The organism is Mesorhizobium sp. BR115XR7A, assembly GCF_020165315.1.
GTDB lineage: Bacteria > Pseudomonadota > Alphaproteobacteria > Rhizobiales > Rhizobiaceae > Mesorhizobium > Mesorhizobium australicum.
This window is the reverse complement of the sequence record NZ_JAIUHW010000014.1, coordinates 73,093-89,446: the sequence shown is the minus strand read 5'-3', so window position 1 is coordinate 89,446 and position 16,354 is coordinate 73,093. Positions and strand designations below refer to the sequence as shown.

At 57.8% G+C, this 16,354-nt stretch carries 17 protein-coding genes and 2 pseudogenes; 11 read left to right on the top strand and 8 right to left on the bottom strand.

Features of this window, described 5'->3' with window-relative positions:
• Nucleotides 1–51: 51 nt before the first annotated feature.
• The 8 genes from phnF to phnL all read left to right on the top strand — a co-directional run bounded on the left by phnF (nt 52) and on the right by phnL (nt 6,851).
• Nucleotides 52–753 carry a phosphonate metabolism transcriptional regulator PhnF gene (gene phnF / locus LB557_RS25985; RefSeq protein WP_080680390.1) on the top strand — a complete coding sequence of 234 codons (702 nt, stop codon included), beginning with the start codon at nt 52–54 and terminating at the stop codon, nt 751–753.
• A 237-nt stretch (nt 754–990) separates the two neighbouring features.
• Nucleotides 991–1,446, top strand: a complete 456-nt coding sequence (gene phnG, locus LB557_RS25980; RefSeq protein WP_027033198.1) for a phosphonate C-P lyase system protein PhnG — start codon at nt 991–993, stop codon at nt 1,444–1,446.
• A complete protein-coding gene (gene phnH, locus LB557_RS25975) occupies nt 1,443–2,048 on the top strand; it encodes a phosphonate C-P lyase system protein PhnH (RefSeq protein WP_027033199.1) in 606 nt (201 codons plus the stop codon). Before phnG ends, phnH begins: the two co-directional genes overlap by 4 nt.
• Entirely contained in the window at nt 2,049–3,155 is a 1,107-nt protein-coding gene (locus LB557_RS25970; RefSeq protein WP_027033200.1) for a carbon-phosphorus lyase complex subunit PhnI, read from the top strand.
• Nucleotides 3,152–4,102, top strand: coding sequence for an alpha-D-ribose 1-methylphosphonate 5-phosphate C-P-lyase PhnJ (locus LB557_RS25965; RefSeq protein ID WP_051371145.1), 951 nt, complete (start codon nt 3,152–3,154; stop codon nt 4,100–4,102). Before LB557_RS25970 ends, LB557_RS25965 begins: the two co-directional genes overlap by 4 nt.
• Nucleotides 4,099–4,896 (top strand): phosphonate C-P lyase system protein PhnK, encoded by a 798-nt coding sequence (phnK, locus tag LB557_RS25960; RefSeq protein ID WP_051371143.1) that lies wholly within the window; start codon nt 4,099–4,101, stop codon nt 4,894–4,896. Before LB557_RS25965 ends, phnK begins: the two co-directional genes overlap by 4 nt.
• Nucleotides 4,897–6,102, top strand: coding sequence for a phosphonate metabolism protein PhnM (gene phnM / locus LB557_RS25955; protein WP_080680392.1), 1,206 nt, complete (start codon nt 4,897–4,899; stop codon nt 6,100–6,102).
• Between the two features lie 53 nt (nt 6,103–6,155).
• Nucleotides 6,156–6,851, top strand: coding sequence for a phosphonate C-P lyase system protein PhnL (gene phnL, locus LB557_RS25950; protein ID WP_224713126.1), 696 nt, complete (start codon nt 6,156–6,158; stop codon nt 6,849–6,851).
• A gap of 498 nt (nt 6,852–7,349) precedes the next feature.
• On the opposite strand, the gene LB557_RS25945 is transcribed toward phnL, so the two are convergent.
• A complete protein-coding gene (locus tag LB557_RS25945; RefSeq protein ID WP_167334892.1) occupies nt 7,350–7,526 on the bottom strand; it encodes a hypothetical protein in 177 nt (58 codons plus the stop codon).
• Between the two features lie 82 nt (nt 7,527–7,608).
• On the opposite strand from LB557_RS25945, the gene LB557_RS25940 reads away from it, so the two are divergent.
• Both LB557_RS25940 and LB557_RS25935 read left to right on the top strand, forming a co-directional pair.
• Nucleotides 7,609–8,877 carry a hypothetical protein gene (locus LB557_RS25940; RefSeq protein ID WP_152536179.1) on the top strand — a complete coding sequence of 423 codons (1,269 nt, stop codon included), beginning with the start codon at nt 7,609–7,611 and terminating at the stop codon, nt 8,875–8,877.
• A gap of 67 nt (nt 8,878–8,944) precedes the next feature.
• Nucleotides 8,945–9,829 (top strand): DNA adenine methylase, encoded by an 885-nt coding sequence (locus LB557_RS25935; RefSeq protein WP_027033204.1) that lies wholly within the window; start codon nt 8,945–8,947, stop codon nt 9,827–9,829.
• Between the two features lie 51 nt (nt 9,830–9,880).
• Here the strand turns inward: LB557_RS25935 and LB557_RS25930 are convergent.
• The 7 genes and pseudogenes from LB557_RS25930 to LB557_RS25900 form a co-directional block, all read right to left on the bottom strand.
• Nucleotides 9,881–10,012: pseudogene (locus LB557_RS25930) on the bottom strand (IS1595 family transposase); the annotation flags it as partial.
• Nucleotides 10,013–10,026: 14 nt separating this feature from the next.
• Entirely contained in the window at nt 10,027–11,505 is a 1,479-nt protein-coding gene (tnpC, locus tag LB557_RS25925; RefSeq protein WP_106406564.1) for an IS66 family transposase, read from the bottom strand.
• A 109-nt stretch (nt 11,506–11,614) separates the two neighbouring features.
• Nucleotides 11,615–11,941, bottom strand: coding sequence for an IS66 family insertion sequence element accessory protein TnpB (tnpB, locus tag LB557_RS25920; protein WP_224690299.1), 327 nt, complete (start codon nt 11,939–11,941; stop codon nt 11,615–11,617).
• A gap of 26 nt (nt 11,942–11,967) precedes the next feature.
• Nucleotides 11,968–12,414, bottom strand: a complete 447-nt coding sequence (gene tnpA / locus LB557_RS25915) for an IS66-like element accessory protein TnpA (protein WP_027033206.1) — start codon at nt 12,412–12,414, stop codon at nt 11,968–11,970.
• Nucleotides 12,415–12,491: 77 nt separating this feature from the next.
• Nucleotides 12,492–13,303: pseudogene (locus LB557_RS25910) on the bottom strand (IS1595 family transposase); the annotation flags it as partial.
• A 233-nt stretch (nt 13,304–13,536) separates the two neighbouring features.
• Complete coding sequence (locus tag LB557_RS25905; protein ID WP_152536178.1) at nt 13,537–14,067, bottom strand: hypothetical protein; 531 nt, start codon at nt 14,065–14,067, stop codon at nt 13,537–13,539.
• Between the two features lie 20 nt (nt 14,068–14,087).
• The gene (locus LB557_RS25900) at nt 14,088–14,393 is read right to left on the bottom strand and encodes a hypothetical protein (RefSeq protein WP_152536177.1); all 306 of its coding nucleotides are present in this window, start codon (nt 14,391–14,393) and stop codon (nt 14,088–14,090) included.
• A gap of 1,019 nt (nt 14,394–15,412) precedes the next feature.
• Here LB557_RS25900 and nifH point away from each other — a divergent pair.
• Entirely contained in the window at nt 15,413–16,306 is an 894-nt protein-coding gene (gene nifH / locus LB557_RS25895; protein WP_006331760.1) for a nitrogenase iron protein, read from the top strand.
• Nucleotides 16,307–16,354 lie beyond the last annotated feature (48 nt).

Sequence of the window (16,354 nt, the reverse complement as noted above, 5' to 3'; positions counted from 1 at the left end):
TATCGCTCCAGGAGACGATATTGATTCGAACCGAAAAGAAAATGGTGTTCAATGAAGCGTTGGGAACTGGTTCGGTCCGCTCTACTCAATGATATTGATGCGGGAGCCTTCCAGGATGGCCGCCTGCCTGGCGATTTTGTCTTGGCAGACCGATTTGGCGTCAATCGGCATACCGTGCGCAATGCCATCAAGGTTTTGGAATCTGAAGGCGCCTTGCGAGTTCAGCATGGTGTCGGAACCTTTGTTGCTGATGATTTCGTTTCACACAAACTGAACAGCGATCCCAGGTTCACTTATAAGCTCCTTGGTCAGAACAAGTCCGTGAAGCGGGAGATACTGTCGATCAACGAAACTTCTGTCGAACCTGATATTGCAAGTCATTTGAACATCGCTCCCTCAGCACTGGTTACCGAGGTCAGGTCGACCTCATTCATCAATGATTGGCCTTTGGCGACCGGAACGAGCTACTATCCGGCAGCGCGCGTTCCTGGCCTCGCCACCGCATTCGAGGGAATGAACTCTCCCACTGCCGCCTTGAAGCGCTGCGGCATCGCGGAATATAAGCGGAAATGGACACGGATCACGGCCCGAAGACCTAGCCCGCAAGAAGCGCAGCTCCTGCGAATATCTTCGTCCAGCCCGGTACTTTTTGAGACCAATGTCGACGTAACGCCGGATGGCTTACCGATCAAATACGCTTTCAGCGTCATACGAAGCGACCGGTACGAATATCTTATTGAAACGAACGAATAAGCGCGAAGAGTCGCGTGTGAACACGGCGGCTTATTCGCGAGACCACCTCTGGCGGATCAGGCGGCCGCTCTGCCAGTCGGGATCGCAATAATACTTGATGGGCCGATGCCCTGTCATCAAATCGTTGCAAAAAGGAACTATGTCTATCCGGAGATACCTAGACATCTAGGCATCAATGTCCAACACCCTGATGAGCCCGGACCTGAGCCGGGCGTTTAATCGAAGCGGCGAACACCGGTGCGGATTGAAGTTGAAAAGCGGCAGCGATGGATGGCGGTTCTCGCGCGAGCCCGATGCGATGAACTTGAGCGGGCCTGGGACAACCTGGCCATCCAGCCGCAATTTGATTGGCTTCGCCGACCGGAAACCGGCCTCGTGCTTGTGCGTGGACGCGCCGGGGGTACCGGCGCCCTATTCAACCTTGGTGAGGTCACGATGACCCGATGTGCCGTTAGGTTGGCCGATGGCATGACGGGCTTCGCCTTCGTCCTCGGGCGCGACCAGCGTCATGCACAACTGGCGGCAGTTTTCGATGCGCTGTTGCAAGGAACAGATGACAGTGCGAGCGGCGTACTTCGGTTCGTTACCGAATTTGGAATCGCGCAATCCGCCCGCCGTGAGATCAAGAGCCGCAAAGCGGCTTCGACTAAGGTCCACTTTTTCGCAATGGCTCGAGGCATCAGTCCGGAATGATCAGCGTTTTGGATACTGCCGGGCTTGAGCCCGGATTCGCAAATCCTGTCTTCGATAGCCAGGACACATTCCGCCGCGTGTTAGATGCGTATGCATATGTCGGCAGGCCGCAAACGCTGGTCTCTGCCACTGCGGCAGTCGGTCCCCTTGATCCGGCGACCGCCGCCGTCTGCCTCACGCTTGCGGATTGCGAAACACCGGTCTGGCTCGATTCCCGGTCGAATCTACCTTCGGTTCGCAAGTACCTTGGGTTTCACTGCGGGGTGCCGTTTGTGGACAGCGTTGAAAGATCGACATTTGCCATTGTGGCCAATCCGATGACGATGCCGCGCCTGGCCGAGTTCAATCCCGGAACAGAATTGGAGCCTCAGGTCTCGACGACGATTGTTGTCCAGGTGCCATCTTTAAACGGCGGTCCGCCTGTTCGGTGGCGTGGACCGGGCATCCAGCGCGAAGTTTCGGTGGACGTTGATGGGCTTGCATCTTGGTTTTGGGAGGACTGGGAGCTCAATCATGAGCTTTATCCGAGTGGAGTCGATGTTCTCTTTACCTCCGGAAATGCAATTATCGCTCTTCCTCGCAGCATATCCGGGGAGATCTAGATGGCTTATGTTGCCGTAAAAGGTGGGGAGGAGGCTATCCTCAACTCACATGGTTTGGTTGCGGAGGATCGGCGGGGAGACCCAGCAGTTCCCGAACTTACGGTCCGGCAGATTGCCGAGCAGTTCGGTCTCGCTGTCGACCGAGTGATGTGTGAGGGCTCTGTCTACGATAGAGAGCTTGCGGCATTGGCATTGAAACAAGCCCAAGGCGACGCCGTTGAGGCGATCTTCCTTCTCCGGGCGTTTCGCACGACTCTACCGCGCTTGGCAGTGTCAAACGCGCTCGATACAGCCCGGATGGCCATTCAGCGACGCGTCTCAGCAACCTTCAAGGACATTCCCGGAGGGCAGATTCTCGGTTCGACCTATGAGTACACACATAGGCTGCTTGATTTTGATCATCTCGATATTGTTGATTGCGATATGCCGAAAGCGAAGGTCGCGGATGATCCGCTGGATCCAACTTTTCCGCGTGCCTTCGACAGCATTTCCGACGAAGACCTGATTGAAGCCGAGTTGCCGGAACCCGACCAGTCACCGGTTTTCGATCTCACCCGAGATCCTCTTGCCATGCCCGCCGGTCGCGATCAGCGCTTGCAAAATCTGGCCCGTGGCGATGAGGGATTTGTCGTGGGTTTGGCGTATTCAGCGCTGCGTGGCTATGGCGCTGCCCATCCCTACGTAGGGGAAACAAGGGTTGGGGATGTCACGATAGAAATCCTACCCGAGGAATTGGGCTTTTCTGTTTCTATTGGCGACATCATCGTCACGGAATGCCAGATGCTGGATTTCTTTGGGGGCTCGGAAGACGAGCCTGCGCGCTTCACCCGCGGATATGGTCTCTCATTTGGAAAGAGTGAGCGCAAGGCGATGGCAATGGCAATCGTTGACCGATCGTTGCGCTGTCGCGAATACGGCGAGGAAGCAAAATACCCTGTTCAGGATGAAGAGTTCGTTCTGTCCCATACCGACAATCTCGAGGCGGCCGGTTTCGTCTCGCATCTCACTTTGCCTCACTATGTCGATTTCCAGGGCGACCTGCAATTCATAAGACAGTTGCGGGAGGAGCATAACCGCCGCCGTTCAAGCAAGGAGGCCGCGGAATGACGGGACCTCATGACAACGCAGCCGGCCGCAGCTTCCGCCAACCCTACAATTTTGCGTATCTGGACGAACAGTCCAAAAGGATGATCCGGCGATGCATTTTGAAGTCCATGGCCGTTCCAGGCCTTCAGGTTCCGTTTGGCAGCCGCGAAATGCCGCTGGCGTACGGGTGGGGGACCGGCGGCATTCAAGTCACAGCCAGTGTCATTGGACCAAACGACACGCTGAAGGTGATTGACCAGGGCGCGGACGACGCAACGAATGCCGTCTCCATCCGGCGTTTTTTCAAGCGTGTGGCCGGCATCGCTACGACCGAAATAACAGAGGCTGCCACAATCATTCAGACGCGTCATCGGGTGCCCGAAACGCCTCTCAAGGAGGGACAAATTATCGTCTACCAAGTGCCGTCGCCCGAACCGTTGCGCCGGCTGGAACCGAGGGACTCCGAAACCCGTAAGATGCATGCCTATGCAGAATATGGTCTGATGAGTGTCGAGCTTTACGAAGATATCGCGCGCTTTGGTCATATTGCGACGACCAACAGCTATCCAGTTATGACAAACGGGCGATATTTGATGTCGCCTTCACCTATTCCCAAATTTGACAACCCGAAGATAGCGAACAATCCAGCCATTCAGCTTTTCGGCGCGGGCCGTGAAAAGCGGATTTACGCCGTCCCCCCCTACACACAGGTGCAGAGCCTGGATTTCGAAGACCATCCGTTTCGTGTGCAGCGATGGAGGCAATGCTGCTCCCTTTGTGGGGCGACTGACAGTTATCTTGATGAGATCGTGATGAGTGACAAGGGTCGTCGGATGTTCGTTTGCTCGGACACCGACTACTGCACTACTCGCCGGAACCATGGTCACCTTGGACCGGATCGTGGCGATCCCGCCGACATCGAATTGCTCTTACCCTCGAAAATCGCAACGGGATCGGAATCACGATGAGAGCAGCGGCTCAGTTCCAGCCCGCCCGCCGCCAGCCGCTGCTTTCCGTCCGGCAGCTCACGAAAATGTATGGAAAGACGGTAGGCTGCCGGGACCTTTCGTTCGATCTCTTTCCAGGGGAAATCATCGCGATTGTCGGGGAATCCGGATCCGGAAAGTCGACGTTGCTCAGCTGCCTGTCGGGACGTTTGATGCCTGATCAGGGTTCCGTCATTTACGATCTGAATCATAAAGGACCGACGGACATTTTGACCTTATCGGAGCCGGAACGCCGCAAGCTGATGCGGACGGACTGGGGACTCGTCCACCAAAACCCGCGAGATGGCCTTAGAATGGAAGTCACCGCTGGTGGCAATATAGGGGAGCGGCCAATGGCAGTCGGTGCACGCCACTATGGTCGCATACGAGAGGAAGCTCAGAATTGGCTTGCCCAGGTTGAGATTGACCTGCTGCGCACAGATCATCGACCGAAAACGTTTTCCGGTGGCATGCAGCAACGTCTGCAAATTGCCAGAATTCTCGTTACCAAGCCGCGCCTCGTCTTTATGGACGAACCGACGGGCGGCCTCGATGTATCGGTTCAAGCCCGGCTGCTCGACCTGCTGCGGTGCCTGGTCATGAATATCGGAGTGGCTGTCGTGATAGTCACCCACGACCTGTCTGTTGCCCGACTATTGGCGGACCGCATCATCGTGATGTGGCGAGGAAACATGGTGGAGACCGGCCTCGCCGACCAGGTTCTGGACGATCCGCATCATCCCTACACGCAGCTTCTCGTTTCCTCGGTGCTCTGAATGATCATAAGAACGGATACTTCACCGCACCGTGCAGCGGCAAAGCTCTCCCCGAACGAACTGACATTAACCGGCGCGCGACTTGTTTTGCCGGATGAAGTTTATGATGGAACAGTCCACATCATCGATGGCTACATCGACGACATCGCCGCCGGCAGAAGCACAGTGCCTGGCGCGATCGACCTCGAAGGCGGCTATGTGACGCCAGGCCTCATCGATCTCCATACCGACAATTCGGAGAAGCATGCACTGCCGCGCGCCGGCGTGGTGTGGAATCATCTTTCGGCGGTCATGGCACACGATGCGCTGGTCATAGCAGCCGGCATCACGACAGTTTTTGATTCCCTTTGCATAGGATCAACGACCCGGGATCATACCAGACAAGCTGATCGAGCTCGCATCCTGCCCGTTCTCATCGACGGGATTCGTGAAGCCAGGGCCCATGGACTGCTTCGAGCGGATCATTTTCTGCATTTGCGTTGCGAGGTGACCGACGAAGAGGTGATGTCCGTGTTCACGCCTTTGGTCGGCGATCCGCTTGTGAAACTCGTATCGGTGATGGACCATGCCCCTGGTCATCGCCAATCGCCCCAACTCGACCGCTTCCGTGAAATGCAGATCAAGCAGTATGGCTGGTCGGCAGAGGACGCCGACCGTCGAATCGAAGCATGGATCGATGCCTCACGGACGATAGGACCTCAAAACCGAAGCCGAATTATTGCCCTTGCGCGCGCTCGGCAACTGCCGCTCGCCAGCCATGATGATCAAACACCTGAACATGTTCGAGAAGCGAATGACGCTGGAGTTTTGATCTCTGAATTTCCGACAACCCGGGCTGCTGCGGAGATTGCGCGCTCCCTTGGCATTTGCATCTTAATGGGCGCACCGAATATCGTTCGCGGCAGCTCGCACTCGGGAAACATAAGCGCCCGTGAGCTGGCGACAACCGGTCACCTCGACATCCTTGCCTCGGATTACGTTCCGGCGAGCCTGTTGCATGGAGCCTTTCAACTGACAAGGGATCCGATCGGGATGAGTCTTACGAAGGCCATTTCCACGGTTAGTTCGGTCCCTGCCTCGGTGACCGGCTTTTGCGACAGAGGGATGATTGGAATCGGCGGCCGCGCCGATCTCTGCCACATCGTTGAAATCGCCGACATTCCCGTTGTTCGCGGAGTGTGGAGGCAAGGTCGTCAAGTATTTTGATAGAAAGCGGACCGCAAGCATACGGTCCGATGACCCTCAAGGAGAATTGTCTGGTGATATCCTCAGCAACGGACCCCGCACTTCGCGCCGTTGGCCTTGCCAAGACCTTCACGCTGCACGCCCAGGGCGGCATTGTCCTGCCTGTCTTCGACAATATCGAACTCACGGTCAACGCCGGTGAGTGCGTCTGCCTCGTCGGTCCTTCCGGCGCCGGCAAGTCGACGCTCCTGCGCTCGCTTTACGCCAATTATAAGCCGGATGCCGGCAAGATCCTCGTCGTACATAGGAACGAAACCGTCGATCTCCTCGCCGCCGAACCTTGGGAGGTCGTCGAAATCCGCCGCAGCGCGATCGGCTACGTTAGCCAGTTCCTGCGCGTCATCCCGCGGGTGCCCGCCCTCGACGTCGTCGCGGGCCCCGCCATCGCCAAGGGCATCCCGGCCGACCAGGCCAAGGCGCTCTCCAAAACGCTGCTCACGCGCCTCAACATTCCCGAACGGCTCTGGCCGCTCGCACCAGCCACCTTCTCCGGTGGCGAGCAGCAGCGTGTCAATATAGCCCGCGGCTTCGTCGTCGACTATCCCATCATACTCCTCGACGAACCGACTGCATCCCTCGACGCCGCCAACCGGGCCACCGTCGTCGACCTCATCACCGAAGCTAAGGCGCGCGGGGCAGCGATCGTCGGCATCTTCCATGACGAAGAGGTACGCCGAGCTGTCGCTGACCGGTTGTTTGCGGTCGCCTGATTGCGTGACACGGCTCTGTCGATCAGCATGTGTATCGTACGCCTTGAAAAAATCAGCATTAGCAGCCAAGGTCGCTTTGACAAGATCGAGGTCGATAATAGTTCAAAATGTATCGGAGTCACAGAACAGTTTGGAGGAGTCAGTCAGACGGGGAAGAATAGAAGTTAATATATCTATCTATGTCGTTGAAATTAATACCACCAAATATTATATGGTGACGAAATGTTTTGAAATAGTCCATTTAGCATCTGCTTTTCTGTTGCTGCCCATCCGGATGCAATCGACCAGAGAGATCTTAACTGTATGGTCGACAACGCCGTGAATGGTTAAGTCCAACGATCCTGGGTAAAGCTCATGCTCGACGTCATGCAGCACGAGTTTTGAATCGTATCCGTCCAGTGACAACTCGCCATACACCCCCGCTTGCGAAAAAACTGCGATTATGTACTTTTCGCACCAACCGCTAGATACGGGCTACACGCATGACCGGCGTCGCCCCTACTTTGAGTGCGACCGAGGCTTGCCGGCTTTCTGGCGCGGGTGCTCATCTTTTGGTTTCTGCTTGGCAATCGCCCGCAATTTAGCGTCGAACACTTCCTCTGAATCATCACAGCCCAATTCGCGGGCTGCCTGTTCAAACTTCTGAGATTGCGTTAGGTGTTTCTCATCCGTCATACTAAAAATGTCCTGTTCCGATGACGGACAATTCTTGGGGGGAAACGCAGTGGCAACAACTCGACAGCCGGATTCTATTGAGGTGAATCGAATCTACCTGTATGAGGAAAACCCTCGCCATGAGCCTATGGAATCTCAAGACGAGATTATAGAGTATCTGTGCAAGGATGAACAAGTTTTCAATCTCGCCAGAAGCATTGCGGAAGCCGGGCCAAATCCGCTGCAATTGGTTGGACTCGTTCAGATTCCCGGTTCCGGATCGGCCGCCACAAAAAAGACCTACCAGGTTTGGGAAGGCAACCGACGGGTATGCGCGATCAAACTGCTTAATGATCCGGACCTTGCGCCGCCGCATCTCCGGAAGGATTTTGCCCGGCTATCGTCAACCTCGGGCCATGTTCCGATCAAGAAGCTAAGCGCTGTTGTTTTCGGCGACCATGACGACCTCAAATATTGGATGGGGATCATCCACGATGGCGCGCAGGGCGGCGTTGGTCTGCTTGACTGGGATGCCGCGCAGAAAGCGCGCCACTTCGGGTCAAGTCGCAACAGGGTTGCCCTCGCGGTATTGGATGCCGCCGAAAGCCTAGGCTTCATCTCGAAGGACGAACGCCAAGGCAAGCTGACGACAGCGCAACGTTTCCTGAACAGCAGCATTGTGCGAGAGGCGATCGGCATCGACTCAAGCAGCCCTGACGATGTGACGTACACTCGACCGTCCGACGACATAAAGAAGCAGCTCGCTCGGTTCGTTGATGATCTCAAAGAAGGCGAAAAGATAAATTCACGTCGGAATCGTGCGCAGATCGATACCTACGGCCGCAAGCTGGCGGCCAGTTCGGATATCACCGGCGAGCGCACCGAGCCCATTTCGCTGAAAACAATCACGCCGGCCGTGGTGAAAAGCCGCCGGAAAGCCCAGCCCCAGAAGCCGCGGCCCGTATCCCATCTGGAATACGAAAAGGGCCTTGCAAAGGCTCTTGAGGACAACACAAATTCCAAGCTTGAGGCACTCTACTATTCGATTTGCGCGGTGCACGTCGAACATACGTTGCTCCTGACGATTGGCGTGTGGGCATTTGTTGAATCGCTGGCGGCCCTCGCAGGCAAGAATGCGGACACTGATTTCAACGCATTCTTCAGCAATCAAAGGATGTCAGACTTGGGCCTCGCAAGCGGCAGGGCACTCAATCCGATCCGCGATGCGTTGATGCGTATTGCCCGCAACGGAAACGCAACCAAGCATCATCAGACATCGGCGAATTTTGACAGGTTGCAACTCGCGAACGATCTGGCGACGATTACGCCATTGTTGACCAAAACGGCCGAATCCATAAAGCCGCGAAAATAGCTATGGCCGTGGCGAAACGAACTCGCTAAAATCCCCCATCATTTCAAAGTGAAGGGTCGTTTGCGATATGCCTTTGGCAACCTCACCGCTGCGCTATCCGGGCGGAAAAGCTCCACTGACGGGACTTGTGTCCCAAATCATCCGTCTGAACAAATTGCAGTACGGGCACTATGCGGAACCCTATGCCGGGGGATGCGGGCTGGCGCTCGGCTTGCTTTACGGCGGCTACGTCAGCGACATTCACATCAACGACATCGACCGCGGAATATGGGCGTTTTGGAATGTCGTCCTCAACCAAACAGACGATTTCATCGACTTGATGAATCGAACGCCTGTCACGCTCGACGAATGGCGTCGAAGACGTGAAATGCAACGAAATCAGCGCGGCCTATCACCACTAGAAATAGCCTTCACCACGTTCTTCCTGAATCGAACAAATCGCTCCGGAATCATCAAGAACGCAGGGGTTATCGGTGGCCTCGGTCAGGTAGGCGACTACAAGATTGATTGCCGCTTCACCAAGAGCGAATTAGAGCGGCGAATTAGGCGAGTGCAAAGATACCGGGACCACATCCACCTGCACAGAAAGGACGCGCTAGACTTCCTCAAGCACGTCGAACGAAACCTCCCCGAACGCACATTCCTTTGCATCGATCCGCCGTACTTCAAAAAAGGCTCGACCCTCTATACGAGCTTCTACGATCCCGAGGACCATGCAGCGGTCGCGACGAAAATCCTGGGCCTCGATAGGCCTTGGATAATCACCTACGACCGCTGCGACGAAATAAGCGCTCTCTACAAGACGCGCAGGCAGTATGAGATTTCTCTCAACTACTCGGCTCAGGTAAAGCGCGTTGGCTCGGAACTTCTCGTCGTATCCAAGGGCCTTAAAGTGCCCGACGAGCTTCGAGACGCACAGGTTCACAAACCTCAATACCGAAGCGCCGCCTAGCGGTGCTTCCGCTTCATCGCCTCCCAAAGCTCGCGCGGTGTGAGCCGGCGCTTAGGCTGTGGTGACGTCAGGCCTGCGATAGGTCAGGCGCTTTCCGCCGAGCCCCTTGGCGAGCTTTTCAGCCCGGGCAACATCGTCAACGCCCAACGCCACGCGGTTGTTGTAGCGGAAGTCAAATTCCGCCGTAACCGCTGTTCTCAGGCCACGGCCTTGAGTGGCGCGGGGGCATACGCCCAGGGCAGCAGGTAGTCGAGCTGGCTTTGCGGATGGCCTGCGACGATGCGGGTGATGACGTCGGCGAGGTAGGCGTACGGGTCGAGGCCGTTGAGTTTCGCGGTTTCTACGAGCGAGGCGATCGTCGCCCAGTGCTCTCCACCGCCGTCGGAACCGGCGAAGAGCGCATTCTTCCGATTGAGGGCGATTGGCCTGATCGAGCGTTCGACGACGTTGGAGTCGATCTCGACGCGGCCGTCGTCGAGGAAGCGACCAAGCCCAGCCCAGCGCGACAGCGGGTAGCGGATTGCTTCGGCGAGCTTGCTCTTCTGGCTGACCAGCGCGAGTTTCCCGCGCAGCCACGGCTCGAGGGCGTCGATGATGGGTCGGCTTCTCTGCTGGCGAGCAGCGCAGCGCTCCTCCGCCGGGCGGCCCCGGATCTCGCTCTCGATCTTGTAGAGCTCGCCGATGCGCTGGAGCGCCTCTGTCGCGATCGGCGCGGGCCCGGACTGGGCCAGTTCGTAGAAGCGGCGACGGACATGGGCCCAGCAGAAGGCCAGGCTCACGGCATTGCGCTCGGCCAACGCCCGGTATCCCGCGTAGCCGTCGACTTGCAGAATCCCGACGAAGCCCTGAAGGTGCCGCAGTGGCTGCTCGGCCTTTCGATCGGGCGCATAGAGATAGGCGACGCCGGGCGGATCGATCCCGCCCCAGGGGCGATCGTCGCGTGCATAGGCGAACAGTTGGCCCGTCTTGGTGCGGCCGCGCCCGGGATCGAGCACCGGCGCCGTGGTCTCGTCGGCGAAGAGCTTCCCGGACGCCTTCAGCCGCTCGAACAACCGCTCGTGGATGGGGCGGAGCAGGAAAGCCGCCTTGCCGACCCAATCGGCAAGCGTTGAGCGATCCAGGTTCACGCCTTGGCGGGCGTAGATTTGCGCCTGGCGATACAGGGGAAGATGGTCGGCGTACTTGGAGACCAGCACATGGGCGACGGTCGCCTCAGTCGGGATGCCGCCCTCGACGAGCCGCGACGGAGCCGGCGCCTGCACTACAATCTCCTCGCAGCTCCGACAGGCATACTTCGGCCGGCGCGTGACGATGACGCGGAATTGGGCCGGCACGATGTCGAGGCGCTCGGAACGATCCTCGCCCATGACGTGCAGCATCCCCTTGCAGCACGGGCAGATATAGTCGGGAATGTCGATGATCTGCTCGATACGCGGCAGATGCGCGGGCAGTGATCCACGGTTGGCGCGGCGCTTCCTGGCGCGAGCCTCGCGCTTGGCAGTATCGGCGGTGTCCTCCGCGGCGAAGCCTTCAGCCTCGATCTGCTCGGCCTCTTCAAGGCCCAGCAGCAGCTGGTCGACCGGCAGGCTCTCTGCTCTGCGGCCGAAGCGGTGGCGCTGCAGTTCCTTGATGATCTGGCGCAGCCGCTCGTTCTCGGCGCGCTCCGCCGCCAGCATCGCCTGAAGCGCGATCGGATCGTTGGTCTGAGGCTCGGCCGGGTTGCTCACAAGGCCGATTCAATCATGCATTCCAATGCTTTGCCAGCGCCTCTAGCCTCCCATGGAATCAACTTGCCGCGACCGGCGCGCGCGTCTCGCGGGCGTCATGCACGCGCCGCCAATCCAACCCTTCCAGGAGCGCCTGCAATTGCGCCGCCGACAACCTCACCACGCCATCGGTGATGGCAGGCCAGCAGAACTTCCCGTCTTCCAGACGCTTCGCCAGCAGGCACACGCCGGTGCCGTCGAAGTACACCAGCTTGACCCGGTCGGCGCGCTTGGCCCTGAAGACGTAGACCGCGCCAGAGAACGGATCGGCGCCCATCGTCTCGCGCACCAGCGCCGCCAGGCCCTCGGCCCCCTTGCGGAAGTCCACCGGCTTCGTCGCGACCATCACCTTGACCACACCCGTCGGCCCGATCACGACGGCGCCTTCAGCGCACGGATCACCGCCGCCACTGTCCTGGCGTCGGCGCCACGACCGACCCGCATGGCGACGCCGTCAATCTCCAGCTCTATCACGCCGGTTTCTCGCGCGGCCTTCCGCTTCCGTGTCGATCTCGCGCGCTTCCCCGCCGGTTCGGGCTCCTGTGCCGCGACCACCGCTGGAACAAACAACGGCTCCGGTGCTGGCGCATTCGCCAACGGCACCCGCGCGGACCGGCGCCAGGCGAACAGCTGCTGCGGGGACAATGCATGTCGCCGGGCCACTGCGCTCACGGTCTCGCCAGCATCGTAGCTTTCCGCCACGATCCGCGCTTTCTCCTCCGGCAACCAATCGCGCCGCCGTCCAGAACCCGTGAACACCTCGAAACGTCGCGCCGGCTCAGAATCCTTGGACTTAAGCGTAAGCTCTGAAATCGTCATGTGTCGAAGCCCTCAAAGGCTCCGAACATCGCTGCTCACGACCACGCGCGAAAGGTGGTGCCGGTACAGCGCTCACATTCCGCCAGATAGCGGTGCAGGTGCTTCTTGCCGCAGTGCTGGTAAACGCCTTTCATGCCGCGCTTGAAGATCGAAAAATAGCCTTCAATCGTGTTGGTGTGGGTGGATATGGCGAGCGTCGTAGCGAACATACTCCTCCTGTCCATGCCGAACGATGCTGTGTTCAGCAAAGCTCTTGTTGAGGTGGAAATAGTGTCCGGCCTTCGGTCATGACGCGGGCTTCCTTGGCGATGTTCTCTTCCAAGTTTGGAGTTATGGTCGCCGGCTTCAGGTCGTCCACGACCATACTGCGCGTTTGGCCGGTCTCGCGGTCGAGCAGCGAAAGCACTTTCATCTTGTGATGGTAGGCGCGCTTCTTTGCTTTTCCGGGCTCGCGACCGATGAAAGTCTCGTCAGCCTCCACAAAGCCGCCACCGCCGCCAATCCGCGCCAGTGAACCGTCACGCATTGCCTCACGGATACGGTGCGCCAGAAACCATGCGCTCTTGTACTGGATCTCAAGGATGCGGTGCAGTTGGTGCGAGCTGATCCCCTTCTTGGAGGAGACCATCAGGTGCACCGCCTGCAACATTTTGTTCAAAGGAATGCGGCCGTTCTCGAACACAGTCCCGACCTTTGCCGTGAACTGCTTCCGGCAATGGCGGTCTTTGCACTTCCAAACGCCAACTCGGGTAGCCTGACCTTGCAACTTGGTAGCGTTGTTGATCGTGCCGCAGTGCGGACATACCGGCTCGCCCCTCCAGAGCACCTCCTCAAGGTGCTCGAAAGCGGCTGCTTCATCATGAAAATAAGGCTTGGAAAAGATAGACATGGCAACCCTGATATATAGTTCACGATACCTATTGAGGCTTGGTTTGTAAAGTACATAATCGCCAAAAAATTGGGTGCGCTGGAGTATATGGGCCAAGCCTGGGCTGATCGGGCGAGGCGAGGAGGATTTGCGTCACGCCTCGCTGCAGGATTTCCGGTACGAGTGAAATCCCCACCGGATTGGAATTTGGCCCGCTGCTACGGTGGCGGGTCTTGTCAATCCAGCCAGACAGGCTAGCCGCTGCCTTTCAACCGCTTATGCATCTTCTCGTACTCTGCACTTGGTCGCATGCCATATCGTGAGCGGAGTTTGGACGATATTTCCAGCGCCCGACGTCCCAGCATCCGAGTAGCATCGTCGAAGTCGAAGGGGTTGCCTTCGTAGACGCGTGCGTAAGCCGCCTCTGATTCCGCGATCTTGCTGGACGTCATAAAGGACAAGACCGCATCCGCCAAAATCGGATCCACTGAACGCCAATCAATATCCTCCGGAATGACAGGCGCCGGTGGAAGGGACTCCGAATAGGCCTCCTCGGCCATATGAAAATGGCCCTCGCTCATATTGGCATTGTTCCAGCAATCTGCGGCGTAGCTTTCAAAGGCGATCGCGCACCGCATCGCCGCGTATCGCGCTGACCGCTTTTCGGACCAACGCTCCTTAACGAAATCGGCTACCCAGCCTGCCAAAGCCGAAATTAGCCCTGTCGCGATGATCGCGAGGATGATCTCTTTGCTCGTCCAAACCGCTTCAACAGCCACAGGCACGGGATACTGCTCTCATCGATTTAGTTGCCTACCATCAGCATGCAAGCGGCCAACACTTCGCGGATGGATGTTGTTCCCGTCACGCAGGGTGGGGCGAACGTCGCTGCAACACACGCTTGAATGTCAACGCGGTGGGATTGGTAGTCTTTGCCCGTTGCGGCACTTGTTCCGACGATCAAGTCGTGGACGAAGCCGGCGCGGTTCGAACCTGATGACTTGTTATATTGGTCGCACGTCGAAGTTAACGTCAGACCACCGAAATCGCCGGCCAATGCCGGCAGCGGTGTCAGAACCAACAAGCATCCAGCAATTGAGCCTTTAATCATCGCCCGCTCCCCCCGCCAATAATCGCAGGAAAGAGTTGGCACCGCAATTGAAGCGCACGACTTCGTTGTGACCGCGATGATGGTTCCACGGCAAGCAAGAGCGCCAGGCGTACCGTACCTATCGCCAAAATCGCAACTTTCGCTGTGTCGCTAAGTTCATGAAAAAGTTGGCTCGCTAAGCGGTGGCATACAATTCGTGGGCACCTCGGGTAAATGCCACGAATGACACTCTTCCGTTATCTTAATGATGACGCTCTTTTGATCTTATCCCGCAAATTCCGGTTCCTCTACGAAGCGGCGCTCCTCGATACCTATGAGCGCTTTTCTCTCGTGGTGCGTCCTTCCCCACACCGCAGGAGGTCGTCCACGCAATCTACGGTCTCATCAAGCGAACGCCAGAGCTTGCCGACGACGACGTTGGCGAAAGCCTGCCTGACCTAGTGTCCAAGCTTGGTCGACGCCTGAAGTTCGCAGGCGAGCGAACAAGGCTGCGGAGACAGCGTTGCGGGTCGCGAACGTTGCCTACCAGAAACTGATCCAGTCGGTTGGCTCGAAGACGAAGAACATGGGCCATTCGGAAGTGCGTGGCGAGCCTCGTGACGCTGACGAATCTCTATGTTCACCGAGTTCTACAAGTCGGATCGGCTAACCGGTTACGCCCGCGCCGCCATGGACGAGGGCGTCACGACCACAACCGCTCTTCACCGCTCTGCATGCCCGCGGGTTCTTTCCGTGGAGGCTTCCCGACGCCGGCCCGGAGCAACGTCATCTCGAGGCGATTGCCGGCCTCATCCGACATCTCCTGTCGCCTTTGTCGGGCCCGCGACACAAGTCTATTTAGCCAATTTAATATTTTTGCCAAATGTTAAATAGCTGAAAAGCAATCATAAAATTTCTTCTTCGATCTAACTGGCCGAATTGGCACGAGTTTTGAAACGATCGGTGCGAGGCGGCGGGATCTGCCGACCGGCATTGAAGTCGCGGTAACCGCTATGGATGGAAAGAAGGAAGGAAGCAACATGTCAGGTCTGCGTCAGATCGCATTCTACGGAAAGGGGGGCATCGGCAAGTCCACCACCTCTCAAAATACGCTAGCCGCCCTGGTCGACCTCGGACAGAAAATCCTGATCGTCGGCTGCGACCCCAAAGCCGACTCCACCCGGCTGATCCTGAACGCAAAGGCGCAGGATACCGTTCTGCATCTCGCCGCCCAAGAAGGTTCTGTGGAAGACCTTGAACTCCAGGACGTGCTCAAGATCGGCTACAAAGACATCAAGTGCGTGGAGTCCGGCGGCCCCGAGCCGGGTGTCGGCTGCGCCGGCCGCGGCGTCATCACCTCGATCAACTTCCTCGAGGAGAACGGCGCCTATGATAATGTCGACTATGTCTCCTACGACGTGCTGGGCGATGTGGTGTGCGGCGGCTTTGCGATGCCGATCCGCGAAAACAAGGCCCAGGAAATCTACATCGTCATGTCCGGCGAGATGATGGCGCTCTATGCCGCCAACAACATCGCCAAGGGTATCCTGAAATACGCCCATTCGGGCGGCGTGCGGCTCGGCGGGCTGATCTGCAATGAGCGACAGACCGACCGCGAGCTCGACCTCTCCGAGGCGCTGGCCGCCAGACTCAATTCCAAGCTCATCCACTTCGTGCCGCGCGACAACATCGTCCAGCACGCCGAACTGAGAAAGATGACGGTAATCCAGTATGCGCCGGACTCCAAACAGGCAGGGGAGTACCGCGCGTTGGCCGAGAAGATCCATGTCAATTCGGGCCAGGGCACCATCCCGACCCCAATCACCATGGAGGAGCTCGAGGACATGCTGCTCGACTTCGGCATCATGAAGACGGACGAGCAAATGCTTGCCGAGCTTCAGGCCAAGGAAGCGAAATTGGCCGTCGCTCAGTAGCCGCCGCTACCGACAGGGGGCGCCGACCGTGACCTGGCGCCCCTTTGT

Excerpts from the sequence above, each read along its gene's own strand:
- LB557_RS25965 (WP_051371145.1), top strand. The coding sequence starts at position 3,152 with ATGACGGGACCTCATGACAACGCAGCCGGCCGCAGCTTCCGCCAACCC.
- LB557_RS25945 (WP_167334892.1), bottom strand. The coding sequence starts at position 7,526 with ATGACGGATGAGAAACACCTAACGCAATCTCAGAAGTTTGAACAGGCA.
- phnM (WP_080680392.1), top strand. The coding sequence starts at position 4,897 with ATGATCATAAGAACGGATACTTCACCGCACCGTGCAGCGGCAAAGCTC.
- phnH (WP_027033199.1), top strand. The coding sequence starts at position 1,443 with ATGATCAGCGTTTTGGATACTGCCGGGCTTGAGCCCGGATTCGCAAAT.
- tnpA (WP_027033206.1), bottom strand. The coding sequence starts at position 12,414 with ATGACGATTTCAGAGCTTACGCTTAAGTCCAAGGATTCTGAGCCGGCG.
- LB557_RS25970 (WP_027033200.1), top strand. The coding sequence starts at position 2,049 with ATGGCTTATGTTGCCGTAAAAGGTGGGGAGGAGGCTATCCTCAACTCA.
- tnpB (WP_224690299.1), bottom strand. The coding sequence starts at position 11,941 with ATGGTCGCGACGAAGCCGGTGGACTTCCGCAAGGGGGCCGAGGGCCTG.
- phnF (WP_080680390.1), top strand. The coding sequence starts at position 52 with ATGAAGCGTTGGGAACTGGTTCGGTCCGCTCTACTCAATGATATTGAT.
- LB557_RS25935 (WP_027033204.1), top strand. The coding sequence starts at position 8,945 with ATGCCTTTGGCAACCTCACCGCTGCGCTATCCGGGCGGAAAAGCTCCA.
- phnK (WP_051371143.1), top strand. The coding sequence starts at position 4,099 with ATGAGAGCAGCGGCTCAGTTCCAGCCCGCCCGCCGCCAGCCGCTGCTT.
- LB557_RS25900 (WP_152536177.1), bottom strand. The coding sequence starts at position 14,393 with ATGATTAAAGGCTCAATTGCTGGATGCTTGTTGGTTCTGACACCGCTG.
- nifH (WP_006331760.1), top strand. The coding sequence starts at position 15,413 with ATGTCAGGTCTGCGTCAGATCGCATTCTACGGAAAGGGGGGCATCGGC.
- tnpC (WP_106406564.1), bottom strand. The coding sequence starts at position 11,505 with ATGCTGGCGGCGGAGCGCGCCGAGAACGAGCGGCTGCGCCAGATCATC.